Below are 18214 nucleotides of genomic sequence, written 5' to 3'. Positions count from 1 at the left end.
CATTTATTTTAAATTCTGCACTATAAGCTTTGTGCTTTATTGACATAAAAAATCACCCCATTATGTAGATTGTACACGACCTTTTATTGACTGTCTACATAATGGGGGTAAGACCATTTCGTGAGCACCTTTATAAAAATAAGAAATTAACTTTTTAAAATCAATAAAGCTAATTTGAAATTGAATAAATTTTATATTAAATAGATTTCTGAGACTAAACTTTTTTTATATAAAGAAATGTATTATAAGAAAAAATAAATCGGAGTATAGTAAGCTTACTTAATTTTTTTAGTTATATTTTTGGTAAATATCATTTTTCATAGAGTTACTATATAAAATATAAGTAGATAACTGTGGTAGAGGTATTTATATGAAAAAGAGGTTAGCTTATGATATATTTATTGGTTTACTATCGCTAATGAGTGCAATAATGATAATATTAGATCTTATGTATAAACTTCCAATTAGTGTAATAGAAACCTTTTACTATATAAATTTAATAATTTGCTGTATATTTTTTATAGATTATATATTAAGATTAATTTTATCTAGAAATAAAATTAAATTTTTAGTTAAAAATCTAATAGATTTAATTTCTGCTATACCTATAATTGGGGTAGGCAAATTAATTTATGCTTTAAATATAGGAGTAGTATTAGATATAAGGTTATTATTAAAGCTATTAAAATTTGTATTATTGATAGTTTTGGTAATTAATTTTAAAAATAAAATAAGAGAAGCAGTAAGATTAAATAAATTTAATTATATGCTAGTTTTGACAACTATTATAATAGTATTAGGAGCAGTACTTATTTCATTATTAGAAAATATGAGTTTTGCTGATGCAATATGGTGGAGTTTTGTTACTTTTACTACAGTTGGATATGGTGATGTTTTACTTACTACCAACTTAGGGAGAGTGGTTGCAATTTTTTTGATGGTTTTTGGTATAGGGTTTATAGGGATAACGACAAGTACTATAGCTGCTTATATAATAAATAATGATGGAAAAAAGAAGAGGAAAAAAGATTTTAAAACTGAAACTATAGATTTCATTAAGTACAAAATAGATAATTTAGATTCTTTATCCGATTCTGAATTGGATAATATATATAAAACATTAAAGACTTTAAAATCTGATAAAAAGAACTAGTAAGAATAACAATTATAAGGAGAAAAAGACATGAGAAAAACTAATAAACTAATTATTACTATAGTAGTACTATTATTATTTGTAATAAGCTGTATTTATTTAAGTTATATATATTTGTTTAAATATATAAAAAATATTGAAATTAATTCAGTTGTTTCAATAGAAGAAGTAACTAAAGAAGAAGAAATATTAAGTAAGTTTATAAATGAGAAATTAATGGATGAATATGGTGGGATATATACTAATTACAATAATATATCTACTGAAGGAGATTTAACAAAAGGACATGATATTTTATCAGAATCTCAAGGATTGATGTTAAACTATTATTTATATAAAAATGATCAAGAGAAGTTTAATGATTCATTTAAATACATAAAGGAAAATATGCTTTTAAAAAATGGGCTTATCAGCTGGAGGATAGAAAATAATAAAAACTCAGAGGTTTCTGCAACTATAGATGATTTAAGAATAGCAAGAGCTTTAATAACAGGGGCAGAAGAATTTGATAATTTAAGATATAGGTATTATGGAATAAAAATATCAAATGGAATCTATAAAAATTTAATTCAAGGAAATAGATTAATAGATTTTCATGATGGGTATGGTAAAAGTAATGTAACTACATTATGTTATTTGGATTTATATGCATTAAAATTATTCTCTTTATTCGATGATAAATGGAATGATGTATATACTAAATCACTTGAAATTATTAATAATGGATATATTAGTGATGAATTACCTTTATACAGAAAGTATTATGATGGAAATATAGAAGGCTTTGATAATGACGAAAATATTGATACTTTACTATCTGTTTTAGTTATTCTTAATAAGGCTGAGGTTAATGAAGATATAAGTAAAAGCGTAACTTGGCTTAAAGAAAGGCTGAAGTATATTGGATATATATCTACATCGTACAATATAAATACTATGGATGAAAGTAGAATTGAATCTACATCAATTTATGCAAATATAGCTCAAATAGCAAAGGTCATAAATGATGATGAACTTTATAGCATGGCAATTAATAAAATGAAAAGTTTTCAAGTAATAAATGAAAAAAGCAATATATATGGATCCTTTGGTAATGAACAAACAGAAGATGTATATTCTTATGATAATTTAAATGCTTTACTAGCATTTAGAAGAAAATTTAATAGATAAATCTTGAAATATATTTTTATTTATAAATTCATAATATTATTTGATTTTATATTAGTTAATAAGATAATAATTTTGTTTATGTATTACTATCTAATGATAATTTAACTAAATAAGAAAATATTTATTTATACTCATATAATAATTTAAATGCAATATGAGAAAAATAGAACTAGCTCAGATGATATTGTTGGAGGGTTACAAATGAAGAATATATTTAGAATATTTTCAAGAGATATAAAAAGCATAGCAACTAATTGGGTTGCATTAATAATTATTGTTGGTCTTATGATATTACCATCATTGTATGCATGGTTTAATATTAGAGCTAGTTGGGATCCGTATGGAAATACAGGAGGAATAAAAGTAGCTATAGTAAATAAAGATAAAGGTGGTAGTCTTAATGATAAAACCTTAAACGTAGGGGATGAATTAGTAAATAAACTTAAAGAAAATAGTAGTCTCGGATGGAATTTTGTTAGCGAAGAAGAGGGCAATCAAGGCGTAGAAAAAGGAAGGTATTATGCAACTATAGTAATACCTGAAAATTTTACAGAAGAAACATTATCTATAATGGGTAAGGAAATAAAAAGGCCTACTTTAATATACAAGGTAAATCAAAAAAGTAATGCTATTGCACCTAAGATAACTGATAAAGGTGTAACTACAATAAAATCTCAAGTTGATACTAATATAATTGAAACTGTAGATGGAATTATCTTTAAAATATTAAATGAAGCTGGAGTTAGCCTTGAAGGATCAAGAGATAAAATATTAAGATTAATAAATGGTGTCATAAGTATTAATAGCAGAATGCCAGAAATAGAGAATATAATAAACCAAGCATATGATAGTAGTGCTAAGGCTGATGATTTAGTTAATAAAGTAAAAGATAATTTACCTTTATTGCAAGATACATTAAATACTAGCAATGATTTATTAGCAGATACTAAAAATGCCTTAGAAAAGTCTAAGGATGGTCTAAAAGAAGTTGCTCCAGTAATAAGGGATGATTTGAAATTTATAAACAATGCTCTTAGTGGAGTAGAAGATGCTATTGATGGCTTGATAAACATTAATATTGATAAGGATGCAATAATAAAAGGACTTGATAATATAAGCTTACATATTACTGAAGTTAATGGAAAGATTAGTAATATAATAAAAGTTTTAGAGCCACTATCAAAGTTTAATGATAACTTAAAAACTGTAATTAATGATTTAAATTTAGCAATATCAAAATTACAATCAATTAATAGCATTATAAACGACATGCAAAATTTAGTAACTAATAATGAGCCAATTAATAAAGATAAACTTCAACAAATTAAGGATTTAGTAACAAGTAATAAAAATATAATTACTAATATTTTAAACAATTATGATTTACAATATATTCCTGCTATCAATAAAGCAATTGATCAAATGAATACAATTGCTGATAATAGTATTAAATTAGTCGGAGATGCAACAAGTTCTATTCCAGATATAGCAAGTTTATTAGAAAAGTTAGATCAAGGTCTTAAAGTAGGAAGAGAAGATATAGGAAAGCTTAAAGACGAAATGCCAACTATAAAATCAAGTTTAGCTAATATATCCTCAAAATTATCATCTATAAATAATGAGGAAGAAATAAATAAAATATTAAGTTTATTAAAGAATGATTGGCAGGCAATAAGTGACTTTTTAGGTAGCCCAGTAGAAATAAAAGAAGAAATTTTATTTTCTATTCCTAATTATGGTTCAGCAATGTCTCCATTTTACTCAACACTTGCTTTATGGGTAGGAGCTTTAATTTTAGTCTCTTTATTAACAACAAATCCTCATGGGTTTAATGAAGAAGTAAATTTTAAGCCTTATGAAAAATATTTTGGAAAGTTTTTAACATTTGCCTTTATAGGAATATGTCAATCTTTAATATTAAGTTTAGGTGATATATATTTATTAAAATGTTACGTATTAAATAAGTGGTTATTTATAGGAATAAGCGTTTTAAGTAGCTTAGTATTTATACTAATAGTTTATACTCTAGTTTCTATATTTGGGAATGTAGGTAAGGCAATAGCTGTTATATTATTAGTTATACAAGTTGCAGGTGCTGGAGGAACTTTCCCTGTTGAAGTAATGCCTAGTTTCTTTAAAAAAGTAAATCCATTTTTACCTTTTACATATTCAATTTCAGCTATGAGAGAAGCTGTAGCAGGAATAGTAAAATCAAATTTAATTAGAGATATAACCATGATATTAATTTATGGAGTAATAGCTATAATAGTAGGATTGTTTTTAAAGGGACCTATAAATAAGATTAGCAAAAAGTTTATTGATAAACTAAATGAAAGTGGATTAGTAGGGCATTAGCAGGAACTAAAAAATAAATAATATTACTATAAATTTATTTACGATGTTTTATAAATAAACAACCATGTATGAAAAGGAAGTTAATACTTCATTATACATGGTTGTTATATTTATATAGTTAAACTATTATATAATAGTTTTATTAGTTTAATAATTTAATAAATGATTGAAAAGTTTTATTATATAAATTACAATATAAATATATTGTGCAGATGTGGCGGAATGGCAGACGCATCATCTTGAGGGGGTGACGGGGAAGTCCTCGTGCGGGTTCAAGTCCCGCCATCTGCACCAAACAAAATAAATATTTAAATACGACTAAAGCCGTACAGGAATTAACGGGTATAGATATTCCTTTCTTGATATACTTTTTTATGAAAGTAGGTCATATTTATGGGTTCGCTAAGACAAATTAATTTGGATACCTGTTGTAAAATCTAACAGTAATTCATAAGTATTATATAAAAGTAAAGAGTTTACTATATAAATTTGATTATATTATTTGTTATATAGGACAATATTTAATATAAGAGAAATAAAAAGTGACGTTTCTAGACTACATTTCTACTAAGTGATTATAGAGTGTAGTCTTTTTTATTATTAATAAATTAAGTTTGGGTGAAGAATATGAAAGGAAATAGGCTATTTGAAATAATATATATTTTACTAGATAAAAAGAATGTCACAGCAAAGGAATTAGCTGAACATTTTGAAGTGTCCCAAAGAACTATTTATAGAGATATAGAAGATTTATCGCAGTCTGGAGTTCCAATTTATATGACTAAAGGAAAAGGTGGCGGGATAAGCCTTTTATCAGATTTTATATTAAATAAAGCAATTTTATCACAAGAAGAAAAGAAGGAAATACTAGCAGCTATGCAAGGTCTTAATGCTGTTAATAAAAGTGAATTTAATGGAGTATCATCTAAACTAAGTTCATTTTTAGGAGGAGATAATGAAAACTGGATTGAAGTTGATTTTTCAAATTGGGATAAAAATAATACTTTAGGAGAAAAATTTACAACTATAAAGAATTCTATAATAAATAAAAATTTAATATCCTTTGAGTATTTTAATTCAAATGGAAAATTATTAGAGAGAATTGTTGAACCATTAAAACTAGTTTTTAAAGGGCAGGGATGGTACTTGTATGCTTACTGTAGAGAAAGAGAGGATAATAGATTTTTTAAGCTTACAAGAATGAGTAATATAAATATAATTTTAGAAAATTTTAATAGAACGGTTCCTAATAAAATATTTTCAGAAGAAGATACGGGATATTATAATGAATTAATACACCTTAAATTAAGGATAGATAAGAAGCTAGCATTTAGAATATATGATGAGTTCCATAATTATTCTTTAGATGATAATGGTGATTTTATAGTCAATTTAGATTTTCCATCAGGGGATTGGCTATTTGGATATCTAATGTCTTTTGGAGAATATATAGAAGTTCTTGAACCTTTGAATATAAGAGATGAAATAAAAAAGAAACTGATGTATGCTCTAAAAAAATATTAATATGACATAGTGGTGTCATATTAATATTTATATAATATAGCTATAGTTATTAATTATAGAAGTTTATTTCTAACTTCTAATCTATAGATTATTTATATAATTGGAGGTAAATCATGAATATAATTTTAGGGGCAGCAGGACAAATGGGTGCCATGATTGTTGAAAATTTATTAAGCAAAGGTGAAAGTGGTTTAGAAAACAAAATTAGCCTATCAATGGGATTTAAAGAATACTTAGAAAGTATATTATAAAATTTTTGAGAAAATTTTTTGCTTAAGTTTACGATGAAAATAAAGGGAGAGTTATAATGGATAAATTAGATTATAAAAAAGAGTTTAAAGACTTATATTTACCCAAAACACAACCTATGGAAATAACAGTACCTGCAATGACATTTATAATGGTAGATGGAAAAGGAAATCCAAATGATAAAGATGGAGAATATCAGGCTGCTGTTGAGTTATTATATGCTTTGTCTTATACAATAAAGATGAATAAAAAGATAAGAAATGAAATAGAGGACTATTTTGATTATGTTGTACCACCTCTTGAAGGTCTATGGTGGTTAGAAGATGATGATATGGATTTTAGCAAAAAGAATAAATATATTTGGACTTCTATGATACGCCAACCTGAATTTGTAACAAAGGAAATATTCGATTTTGCTTGTGATGAACTTAAAAAGAAAAAGCCTCATATTGATGTATCTAAAGCAAGATTAGAAGTATTTGATGAAGGATTATGTGTTCAATGTATGCATATAGGACCATTTGATAAAGAACACGTAACTATTGAAAAAATCGACAAATTTATATTAGAAAATAACTTGATTAATGATATAGGAAGTGTTTATGAAAAGGGAAGTGTAAGGGGGCACCATGAAATATATTTGTCAGATCCTAGAAGGGTTAATAAAGAAAAGATGAAAACTGTTATAAGACACCCGGTTAGGAGGGAGTAATGGAGGAAGTTATAACATTAAATTATAACAATATTAATTGTGAACATATTTGTTGTTCTTTATCAGATAAAAAAGGTGATTGTGGAGTTTATTTAAAAAAGGAATGGTTAAAAGAAAGATTTAATGATGGGTTAATATTTAATAAAATAAATGTGAGAGGGAAAGCATTTATTGAATATATTCCAATAGAAAATGCATGGGTACCTATTGAAGGTAATAATTATATGTTTATAAATTGTTTTTGGGTATCTGGAAAGTTTAAGGGAAAAGGGTATGCTAATAGATTATTAAATGAATGTATTGATAATTCGAAGAGTAAAGGAAAGAAAGGGATTATAGCTCTTTCATCAAAAAGGAAAATGCCATTTTTATCAGATCCAGAATATCTAAAATACAAAGGTTTTAAAGTATGTGATACTGCTGATCCTTACTATGAGTTATTATATTTACCATTTTCAGATGAATATAACGTGCCTAAATTAAAAAACTATGCAAAGCGTGGAAGAAGTAATGAAAATGGACTAATAATATATTATTCTGATCAATGTCCTCATACAAGCAAATATGTTAATTTAATAAGGAAGATTTCGAACGAAAAAGGAATAGATATAAAGATAATTAAGTTTCAAACTAAAGAGCAAGCACAAAATTCTCCATGTCCTTTTACAACTTATAGTTTATTTTATAATGGAGAATTTATAACAAATGAAATATTATCAGAAAGCAAGTTTAATAAATTTATTATTGAAAAGGGGATTATTTAGGAGAGATATATATGGATTATATAGTCGCAAAAAGTATTATATCTGGATATAGAGAAAGTAATAATTGGTTTGGGATTAATTATAATATGAATATTTATAAGGGTTGTAATCATGGATGTATATATTGTGATAGTAGAAGTGAGTGCTATGGTATAAATAATTTTGAAAGTGTTAGGGCTAAAGAAAATTCTTTAGAAATAATAAGAAGAGAATTAAAATCTAAAAGAAAAAAGGGTATTGTTGGAACTGGTGCCATGAGTGATCCTTATAATCCCTTTGAGAAGAGGCTTTCTTTAACACGCAGTGCATTAGAAATTATTGATAACACTGGATTTGGAGTAGCAATTGCAACAAAAAGTGATTTAATTATAAGAGATATTGATATTTTAACAAGAATTAAAAAACATTCACCAGTACTTTGTAAAATTACAATTACAACAGCAGAAGATGATTTGTGTAGAAAGATTGAAGCAAATGTTGTAGTTACATCTAAGAGGTTTGAAGCAGTAAAAAGATTATCTGAGAATGATATTTATACGGGAATTTTACTAATGCCTATTTTGCCATTTATTAATGATATAGAAGAAAATATAGTTAGTATTGTAAGACTAGCAAAAGAAAAGGGGGCTAAATTTATATATCCTGCATTTGGTGTTACTTTAAGATCTAATCAAAGAGACCACTTTTTTGATATGATAGATAAATCTTTTCCTAAGATAAAAGAAAAATATATGAAAAGTTTTGGTAATGACTATATGTGTAATAGTCCTAATGCTAGAACTTTATATAAAACATTTAAGAATGAATGTGAAAGATTTGGGTTGCTTTATAAAATGAATGATATAATTGATGGTTACAAAAATGGATATAGTAATGAGCAACTAAGCTTATTTAATATATAATTATAAAGTATAGAGATACCTTAATGTGGGTATCTTTTATTTATTTCTTAGTAAACTGTAAAAAGATTAGTCTTTTATAGTTTTCTATTTCAACTGGGAATATGAAGGCGTATATAAATGTGAATAGAAATGGGGAAATAAGAAAATTTACATATTATCTATTTGGGTTTAATTTCATGGAGTTAATTTTGTACAAGCATCTGTTATATGTTATCATTAGTATAAAGTTTATTAGCATATGACGAAAATTTTACTTTCAGGAGGAGAAATATGATTAAGGCAGTATTATTTGATTTAGATGGAACATTATTAGATACAAACGAATTAATTTATAATTCATTTGATAAAACTTTTAAAGATAAACTAGGAATGGAATTAAAAAGAGAAGAAATAGTAGACTTTTTTGGAAGACCATTAGGAGATCCATTTAAAAAGCATGCTAAAGAAGAAGATGTTGCAGATTTAGTAGCCTATTATAGAGAATATAATGAGGCAATACATGATACTATGTGCTTTGCTTTTGATGGAGTTAAAGAGCTTTTAACTAGCCTTAAAGAAAAGAAAATTAAAATAGGTATAGTAACATCTAAAAGAGCTGAGCTTGCTATAAGAGGAATGAAGATAGCAGGAATATATGATTTTATGGATATAATTATAACCCCAGAATCAACAGAACTTCATAAACCAAATCCAGACCCAGCACTTAAAGCATGTAGTGAATTAGGAATAGAACCAAATGAAGCTATTATGGTTGGAGATAGTCATTATGATATATATTGTGGAAAATCAGCAGGATGTAAGACTTGTGCAGTGAGTTATACTTTTATAGGAATGGATAAATTAAAAGAATCTGAGCCAGATTATTTTATAGATAAACCAATAGATATTTTAAATTTATTATAACTAGGAGGGTAAAATGAAGAAAATAGTAATTTTAGATGGAAAAACTTTAGGAGAACTAGACTTTGATAAATTAAGAGAATTTGGGGAATTAGCTTATTATGATACTACAAAACCAGAAGAGGTAGTAGAAAGAATAAAAGATGCTAATATAGTTTTAACTAATAAAGTAGTATTAAATGAAAATAATTTAAAAGAAGCTAAAAATTTAGAACTTATATGTGAAACTGCTACAGGCTTTAATAATATTGATATAGTATATGCAAAGAAGAATAATATTGCAGTAACAAATGTTGCTGGATATTCAACTAATACAGTAGCTCAACATACATTTGCAACAGTATTATCTTTATATGATAAATTATCTTATTATGATAATTATGTTAAATCTGGGGATTATGCAAAATCAGGTCTTTTTACTAATGTAAGTAAGCCTTTTTATGAGTTAGAAGGTAAAACCTGGGGAATTATAGGCTTTGGAGCAATAGGAAAAAGAGTGGCTAAAATAGCAGAAGTATTTGGAGTTAATGTAATTTATTATTCTACTTCAGGAAAAAATTCAAATAGTGAATATAAGAGAGTAAGCTTTGAGGAATTATTAGATAAGTCTGATATAGTTTCTATTCATGCTCCATTAAATAAAGATACACAAGGCTTAATTAACTATGAAGCTCTTAAAAATATGAAAAAGTCATCTATATTAGTTAATATGGGGAGAGGGCCAATAGTAGTTGAAGCAGATTTAGCAAAAGCATTAGATGAAGAACTTATTGCTGGTGCTGCTTTAGATGTATTTGAAGTAGAGCCTATTAAAGAAGATAACCCATTAATATCTATAAGAAATAAAGAAAATTTAGTTGTAACACCACATATTGCTTGGGCAAGTGTAGAAGCAAGAGTGAGATTATTTGAAGAAGTAATTAATAATATTAAAGCCTTTTATAATGGTGAAATAAGAGGAAGAGTTGAATTATAAGATTAATAAATTATTTAGAAATATTTGACAAAAGGTTTTAATTATAGTATATTACTAATTAACTCAATATTGAAAAGCTTAGAATGAGAGTAGTAAAAAGTAAGAGATATTAAAGAGAGTAGGGAGATGGTGAGAGCCCACATATTATCGCTTTTGAACTCGCTCAGGAGCTACAAGGCCGAATGGGGAAGTAGGTTTTGTCGGCAGAAATATGCCGTTATTTCAATTAAGTTAAAACTTGGATGGTACCGCGTAAATCGCTCCAATTAGGAGTAGGTTTATGCGGTTTTTTAAATTTCTATATAAATAAGGGGGCATTTAAATGAATTATAAGAAGTATAAAAGATTTCAAACAATTAAGCTAAGGGAAAGAGCATGGCCAGATAATGAAATTAATAAAGCACCTATATGGTGTAGTGTTGATCTAAGGGATGGAAATCAAGCATTAATTAATCCTATGACAGTAGAAGAAAAAATAAAGATGTTTAATCTTTTAATAGAATTAGGATTTAAAGAAATAGAAGTAGGATTTCCATCAGCTTCGAAAATAGAATTTGATTTTTTAAGAACATTAGTAGAAAATAAATTGATTCCTGAAGGGGTAAAGGTTCAAGTATTAACACAAGCTAGACCACATTTAATAGAAAAGACTTTTGAAGCCTTAGAAGGAGTAAAAGAAGCAATAGTTCATATATATAATTCTACATCTATTCTACAAAGAGATGTTGTATTTAATATGAGTAAAGAAGAAATAAAATCTATAGCTGTAGAAGGAATAAAACTAGTTAAAGAGTATGCTAAGTCTTTTAAGGGAAAATTATATTTAGAATACTCACCAGAGAGTTTTACAGGAACAGAAGTTGATTATGCACTTGAAGTATGTGAAGCTGTTTTAGACACTTGGGGAGCTAGTAATGATAATAAAGTAATAATAAATCTTCCATCTACAGTAGAAATGGATACACCTAATGTATTTGCAGATCAAATAGAATGGATGAGTAGAAACTTTAGTGATAGAACTAGAATAATTTTAAGTGTACATCCACATAATGATAGGGGCACTGGTGTTGCTACTGCAGAGCTTGCAATGTTAGCAGGAGCAGATAGAATTGAAGGAACTTTGTTTGGAAATGGAGAAAGAACAGGAAATGTAGATATATTAAATTTAGCATATAATATGTTTTCTCATGGAATAGATCCTAAGCTTCAATTAGATAATATAAATAAAATAATAGATGTATATGAGAAGTGTTGCAAAATACCTGTTCATATAAGGCATCCCTATGCAGGAGAACTAGTATTTACTGCGTTTTCAGGTTCTCATCAAGATGCAATAAATAAAGGCATGAAAAAGTATATAGAAAGAAATAATGATATTTGGGAAGTTCCATATTTACCTATAGATCCTAGTGATTTAGGAAGAGAATATGAAGCATTAGTAAGAATAAATAGTCAATCAGGAAAAGGTGGAGTAGCCTTCGTTTTAGAAAGTCATTTTGGATATAAAATGCCTAAGAGTATGCATAAAGAGTTTGGTGATATAATACAAAATATAACAGAAAAGTGTGGAGAAATATCACCAAAGGTAATTATGGAGAAATTTAAAGAGGAGTATTTAGAGGTTGTAGGACCATTTAAATTATTAAAGTTTAAGATAGAAGATAGTGATAGTTTAAATAATGAATATCAAAATACTAAAATAAACGTTACTTTCTTATTTAATGGAGAAGAAAAGAGCGTTATAGCAGAAGGAAATGGACCGATAGATTCATTGAAAAAAGCATTAATTAAAAGTAATTTAATTGAAACTACAATATTAGATTATGCTGAACATTCTTTAGGAGAAGGTTCAGAAGCTAAAGCAGCTGCTTACGTTGAAATGAAGAGAGTAGATAATTCTAAGGTTACTATTGGAGTAGGAGTAGATAGTAATATAACTATAGCATCAATAAAAGCAGTATTTAGTGCTATAAATAGACTTTATAGAAATTAGAAAATTAGATATTAGATTATTTTAGCGAGCTCAAATTTTGGGTTGAAAATTTAAAATCACATTAAATTTAGCATTAAAATTCAAATAGTTCTAAAGCAACTATTTAACTAGTTTTAATGCTATTTTTTATAAAAAACACATGTAAATTAAAAACAAGTTCGCAGCGTTAATAAATTTATTAATGTTGTGAACTTTAATGTGATTTTTTAATGTAAATAAATCAGAGAAATTAAATGGAATATATTTGAAAATTGTGTTATTATAATATTAAATAAGCATTTCGCAAGAGTATTAAATTATTCTCTATTTATATTTAAATGGGAGGAGTTATATGGTAACTAAAAAGAAAATAGAAAAATTAGGATATAAGTTAGCGATAATTTTTTTTGTAATACAAATAATAATTCTTTGCACATATAGAGAAATAACTGTTATTTCTAATGTGTTCTTAACTATCGCATCAATTTTATTAGCTACTACAACTGTCTATAAATATTTTTTTAACAAAAATGATTTCCAATAAAATATGTATCATAAAAGTAAGATTCAGATAATATTTTTATCGAAGGCTATGATAATAAACAACTTTAATATATTACAAACTACAAAAGATCGAGCATAAACTCGACCTTTTTTTGTATGGTTTTTGAATATGAAAGTATTAAATAGTTTTATAGATTCTCGGCTTTTTCTTCTGACCATTGATTTTCTAGCCATTCTTTAAGTAAATCATTAAGAATTTTTCTTAAAACTTTACCAATGATATAGTAGCAATTTTCATTTAGATTAGCTAGTGAAACTCTTAGAGACCATTCAGAAGAAGCAAATCCATCTCCATTTAATAAGATTACAGAGTAATTTTTAGCTAAATCATATAGTATATCAAATGGTGTATAATTAGTTAATATATAGCTCGCAAAATCTTCATTAAATTTGCTTCTTGCCCAATCAATTATATTTAATTCAGTATAATAAGAAGCATCATTAGGATTATCTATAATATCTAACTCCATACCTTCAAATAATAAAGCTTTACGCTTTTTACATATTTCAATAGTAAGGTTTTTATATTCATTATTAGAATCAACAAGAGCAAATGCGCAGAATAAAGCCATTTGGACTTGCTGTGGAGTTGATAAACCAGCAGTATGATTAAGAGCAACTTGTCTACTATCTGCAACCAATCTATCAATAAATTTTATATTACTAGGATTGGATGACATATGTTTATATCTTTTATTTATTTCAATTTTATCCTCAGGTGAAAGATCTAATAAAAGATTATTAAATACATTGTTTTTATTTAATAATATTGTACCAAGTCTCCAGCCGGTAACACCAAAGTATTTTGACAAAGAGTACACTCCTAATGTATTGTATGGTAAATGTGCAATTATAGATTTAAAATTTTCTATAAAAGTACAATAAACATCATCAGTTATTATCATTAAATCTGGATTGTAATTTTTAACTATATTAACTAAGTTATTTTTACATTCATCACTTAATGCTATTGAAGCTGGATTATTTGGATTAACAATAAATAATGCTTTTATGTTAGTATCTTTAAGTTTTTCTAGTTCCTCAATTGAATATTGCCAAGTTGGATTATTATTTTCATCCAATTCATTTGCATGAATTCTTACTACGTCAAAATCATAGTTAGGTAAGTGAGGAATTTCTAGATAAGGGGTAAAAATAGGTGTCATTAAAGCAATTTTATCACCTTTATTTAATAGCTTGTTTGATGTTAAAGAATCAAAAATATAACACATTGCAGCAGTGCCACCTTCTACAGCAAAAACATCAAATTTGTTATCAAATTTAGTATCACCACATAATTCCTTTAGTAAGTATTTGTTAACTATTTTTTCTATGTGTATAAGCATTCTATCTGGAACTGGATAGTTATCACCAATAATTCCATCAGTAATTTCAAATAGAAAATCATCTGGATTAAAATTAAGTTCATCAATACAATAACTTATTATTTGTTTTAATAAATGAATGCCAGGTAAATTAGTATTTTTATTATAGTAATCTAAAAATCTTTCATAAATTCCACTTTTACTAACAATACCAGCTAAATTATTCATACATAAATTTCTTTGACATTCCAAAACTGCAAATTGTCCAAGTGTGAAAAATGCTTGTCTAGGAGTTGAGGAAGTCCAGTTAGGATTACCTCTGCCAGCATCTAAAATATTTCCATTAAATTTTTCCTTATTAAGGTTAGCTAATTCTATTAATTTATCTTTAAATTCGAAAGGACTTATTTTACCATAAAGATTTAATAAGTTATCCTTTGTTAGTGTTACATCCATTATGGGTACTCCTTTTCAAATGTACTATTAATTCCTACTAATAGTATATATCCCCATAATAAAAAATCAAGGAATCTTGCAAAAAATATAATTAATGAAATAAATTATTCAAAAAATACTAATTTATTAAATTATATATGTCATAATAGGTAAAGAATTATTAAAGTATTAAATGTTAATAAATATAAAATTAGAATTTATTATATGTATCTTTTATGATTAAAATAAAAAGTAGTTGAAATTTTTAATATAAGCGTATATAATTACGTTATAATTTAATAACGTTCGGTTGAAGATAGTGGGAGAGAGATTTTTAAGTAAATCCACCGAAGAAGTAAATCTTTCAGGTATTAGGACCGCTATTGGACGAACCTCTGGAGAGACTCAGAGATGAGCACCGAAGGAGCAAGATAATTTAAGTTTTAAATTATTGAAACTCTCAGGTAAAAGGACAGGGGATAAGATAGGTCTATAAAGTTTTATTATTTTATTAGGGCTTGTTTACCTATCTATTCTCCTCCGTAAATTTTAATTTAAGGGGGATTTTTTTATGTTAAATCAAATTCAATCAATTTTAAGTACTATTGACAGTATAATATGGGGGCCACCATTGTTAATACTATTAGTTGGTACAGGAGTATATTTGACGTGGAGATTAAAACTACTGCAAATATTTAAATTACCTTTAGCACTAAAATATATATTTTCAAAAGAGGAAGATAATGATGAAGATGCAAAGGGGGATGTTACTAGTTATGGAGCGTTATGTACTGCTTTATCTGCAACTATAGGTACTGGTAATATAGTTGGGGTTGCAACTGCAATTAAAGCTGGAGGGCCGGGAGCATTATTTTGGATGTGGATAGCAGCATTTTTTGGTATGGCTACTAAATATGCTGAAGGATTACTTGCTATAAAGTACAGAGAAGTAGACGAGAATGGGCAAATGTCTGGTGGACCAATGTATTATATAAAAAATGGGCTAGGATTAAATTGGTTAGCTAAATTATTTGCAATATTTGGAGTAGGGGTTGCTCTGCTTGGAATAGGAACATTTGGGTAAGTAAAGTCTATTGCCGATGCAGCTAAAATAGGATTTAATATTCCATTAGTAGTTACAGCTATAGTAGTTACTATACTAGTTGCTTTAGTTACTTTAGGAGGAATAAAAAGAATTTCAAGTGTATCAGAAAAAGTTGTTCCTTTTATGGCTATACTATATATAGTAGGGGTTATATTGGTTTTAGTATGTAACTTTACGAAAATACCATCAGCTATTAGTTTAATAATAAGAAGTGCATTTAATCCTGAGGCGGCTTTAGGTGGAGCAGTAGGAATAACAATTTCTATTGCTATGCAAAGAGGGATTGGGAGAGGAGTATTTTCAAATGAAGCAGGACTTGGTAGTGCTCCTATAGCAGCTGCGGCAGCAAAAACAAAATCCCCTGTTAAACAAGGATTAATTTCTATGACAGGGACATTTATTGATACAATTATAATTTGTACAATGACTGGGATAGTTATAGTTGTTACAGGAAGCTTTAATGGTAATTTAGAAGGGGCAGCATTAACTACAGCAGCATTTGAAAATGGTTTACCAATAGCTTTATTAGGGAAATATATAGTTAACATAGGATTAATGTTTTTTGCATTTACAACTATATTAGGATGGAATTATTATGGTGAAAGATGTATAGAATATTTATTTGGAGTAAGAGGAATAAAACCTTATAAAATTATATTTATAGCCTTAGTAGCAATAGGACCTTTCTTACCATTAGAGATGATATTTATTATAGCAGATATAGTAAATGGACTTATGGCATTTCCAAATCTAATTGGATTAATAGGACTTAGACATGTGATAATTTCAGAGACTGAAATATTCTTTAATGATTTAGGAGTAAAAGGTAATTTAGAAGCTGAGGAAAAAATGACAGTTTAAGGTGGAAAAGTCCACCTTTTTATATAAAAAATGTAACTTTATATATTTAAATATATATGTTTTAATTAATAATTTACATAAATAAAATTGATAGCATTTTAAAGGATTAATATGCTTATTTAAGTAAAATAGCATAAATTAAACAATACATAAGATTTATTTCTTAAATATTAATTAAATTTTCATAATAAACTTTATATAAATAAAATATTATTTATAATATATGTATATATTTATAGTGAAATATATTTTGGAGGTGAGTTTTTGGAGTATAAAGGAACGTATAAAGGTATTGGTGATTATAAGGAAAATTATATTAAGGGTAGTATAAAGAAGACACTGTTGACAATAATTTTTATTATTACGTTTATAAGCACATTAGTATTTATAACCTCTAAATTTATTAATAATGATAGTGAAGAGATGTTACTTTCAAATGAAAACATAACTAAGTATATAGATATATGTGATGAGGCAAGTGTTGGAGGATTTCAATTAAATTGGCAAGAGGTAGCTGCAATAAATGGATCAATAAATAATGGGAGTTTTGATATAGACAATGATGTTATAAGTAAAATAATAAATTCATTTTATAAAAAGGATGATAACGGAAATGTTATTGGATTAAGTAGCTTTAAAGTAGTAGCTAAATCCTTAAAGCTAAATAGTGAAGAAGAAGAAACGGCTAATAAATATCTGGAGGGATTAAAAAATAACTATATCCATAGAGAATTAGCAAAGGATAATTCTAAGCTTGAATTTATAAATGAGATATCAGAAATTGCTTTTGATAACTATAAAAGTTATGGAATACTGCCTTCAATAACTATTGCTCAAGCAATTTTAGAATCAGGATGGGGTGAGTCTACATTGTCATCAGAGTATAATAATCTTTTTGGCATAAAGGCTGATGAAAGATGGAGTGGAGATAGTATTGATCTTCAAACTAAGGAAAATTATGATGATGTTATTGTTGGAGCATTTAGATCCTATAAAGATATAAAATCATCAATAAGAGATCATGGTAAATTTCTATGGGAAAATAAAAGGTATTCTGCAAATGGATTATTTGAAGCTAAAAGTTATAAAGATCAAGCACAAGCTTTAGAAAATGCAGGTTATAGCACTGCAAAAGATGAAGAAGGAAATCTAATTTATGGAGATAAGTTAATAAGAGTTATTCAGGAAAATAATTTAATGTTATATGATACTAAGGTACAAAGAAAATAAAATAGAGATTATTTTAT

Annotated in this window: 14 protein-coding genes, 1 tRNA gene, 1 pseudogene, 1 riboswitch and 1 other annotated feature; of the genes and pseudogenes, 15 read left to right on the top strand and 1 reads right to left on the bottom strand. The window is 26.7% G+C overall.

Going from position 1 to position 18214, the window contains the following annotated elements; genetic code table 11:
- Window positions 1-370: 370 nt before the first annotated feature.
- The 13 genes from J7M87_RS06935 to J7M87_RS06875 all read left to right on the top strand — a co-directional run bounded on the left by J7M87_RS06935 (window position 371) and on the right by J7M87_RS06875 (window position 13221).
- Window positions 371-1153, top strand: coding sequence for a potassium channel family protein (locus tag J7M87_RS06935; RefSeq protein WP_291650002.1), 783 nt, complete (start codon window positions 371-373; stop codon window positions 1151-1153).
- A gap of 30 nt (window positions 1154-1183) precedes the next feature.
- A complete protein-coding gene (locus tag J7M87_RS06930) occupies window positions 1184-2323 on the top strand; it encodes a glycosyl hydrolase family 8 (RefSeq protein WP_291650000.1) in 1140 nt (379 codons plus the stop codon).
- A 201-nt stretch (window positions 2324-2524) separates the two neighbouring features.
- Window positions 2525-4678, top strand: coding sequence for a YhgE/Pip domain-containing protein (locus tag J7M87_RS06925; RefSeq protein ID WP_291649998.1), 2154 nt, complete (start codon window positions 2525-2527; stop codon window positions 4676-4678).
- A gap of 208 nt (window positions 4679-4886) precedes the next feature.
- Window positions 4887-4972 (top strand) — tRNA-Leu (locus J7M87_RS06920).
- Window positions 4973-5305: 333 nt separating this feature from the next.
- Window positions 5306-6202 (top strand): YafY family protein, encoded by an 897-nt coding sequence (locus J7M87_RS06915; RefSeq protein WP_291649997.1) that lies wholly within the window; start codon window positions 5306-5308, stop codon window positions 6200-6202.
- 113 nt (window positions 6203-6315) lie between these two features.
- Window positions 6316-6453 carry a hypothetical protein gene (locus J7M87_RS06910; RefSeq protein WP_291649995.1) on the top strand — a complete coding sequence of 46 codons (138 nt, stop codon included), beginning with the start codon at window positions 6316-6318 and terminating at the stop codon, window positions 6451-6453.
- Window positions 6454-6509: 56 nt separating this feature from the next.
- Window positions 6510-7163 (top strand): GyrI-like domain-containing protein, encoded by a 654-nt coding sequence (locus J7M87_RS06905; protein ID WP_291649993.1) that lies wholly within the window; start codon window positions 6510-6512, stop codon window positions 7161-7163.
- Window positions 7163-7927 (top strand): N-acetyltransferase, encoded by a 765-nt coding sequence (locus J7M87_RS06900; RefSeq protein ID WP_291649991.1) that lies wholly within the window; start codon window positions 7163-7165, stop codon window positions 7925-7927. The genes J7M87_RS06905 and J7M87_RS06900 overlap by 1 nt, the downstream gene beginning before the upstream one ends.
- Window positions 7928-7938: 11 nt before the next feature.
- The gene (locus J7M87_RS06895) at window positions 7939-8829 is read left to right on the top strand and encodes a radical SAM protein (protein ID WP_291649989.1); all 891 of its coding nucleotides are present in this window, start codon (window positions 7939-7941) and stop codon (window positions 8827-8829) included.
- Window positions 8830-9099: 270 nt separating this feature from the next.
- Complete coding sequence (ppaX, locus tag J7M87_RS06890) at window positions 9100-9732, top strand: pyrophosphatase PpaX (protein ID WP_291649987.1); 633 nt, start codon at window positions 9100-9102, stop codon at window positions 9730-9732.
- A 13-nt stretch (window positions 9733-9745) separates the two neighbouring features.
- Window positions 9746-10705 carry a D-2-hydroxyacid dehydrogenase gene (locus tag J7M87_RS06885; protein WP_291649985.1) on the top strand — a complete coding sequence of 320 codons (960 nt, stop codon included), beginning with the start codon at window positions 9746-9748 and terminating at the stop codon, window positions 10703-10705.
- 70 nt (window positions 10706-10775) lie between these two features.
- Window positions 10776-10973, top strand: a binding site (T-box leader).
- A gap of 54 nt (window positions 10974-11027) precedes the next feature.
- Window positions 11028-12698 (top strand): 2-isopropylmalate synthase, encoded by a 1671-nt coding sequence (leuA, locus tag J7M87_RS06880; RefSeq protein ID WP_291649983.1) that lies wholly within the window; start codon window positions 11028-11030, stop codon window positions 12696-12698.
- A 331-nt stretch (window positions 12699-13029) separates the two neighbouring features.
- Window positions 13030-13221: a hypothetical protein gene (locus J7M87_RS06875; protein WP_291649981.1), complete on the top strand. Its 192-nt coding sequence runs from the start codon at window positions 13030-13032 to the stop codon at window positions 13219-13221.
- Between the two features lie 148 nt (window positions 13222-13369).
- Here the strand turns inward: J7M87_RS06875 and aspD are convergent, their stop codons facing one another.
- Window positions 13370-15022, bottom strand: coding sequence for an aspartate 4-decarboxylase (aspD, locus tag J7M87_RS06870; protein ID WP_291649978.1), 1653 nt, complete (start codon window positions 15020-15022; stop codon window positions 13370-13372).
- A 364-nt stretch (window positions 15023-15386) separates the two neighbouring features.
- A riboswitch (glycine riboswitch) is annotated at window positions 15387-15487 on the top strand.
- Between the two features lie 85 nt (window positions 15488-15572).
- Between aspD and J7M87_RS06865 the strand changes: the two are divergent.
- Window positions 15573-16967, top strand: a pseudogene (locus tag J7M87_RS06865) (sodium:alanine symporter family protein).
- Window positions 16968-17231: 264 nt separating this feature from the next.
- Complete coding sequence (locus tag J7M87_RS06860; RefSeq protein WP_291649976.1) at window positions 17232-18197, top strand: glucosaminidase domain-containing protein; 966 nt, start codon at window positions 17232-17234, stop codon at window positions 18195-18197.
- The last annotated feature ends 17 nt before the right edge of the window (window positions 18198-18214 follow it).

It is taken from the genome of Clostridium sp., assembly GCF_017888565.1.
Classification (GTDB): domain Bacteria; phylum Bacillota; class Clostridia; order Clostridiales; family Clostridiaceae; genus Clostridium.
Note: the sequence above shows the minus strand (reverse complement) of the source record. Positions and strands in the feature narration are given on the sequence as shown.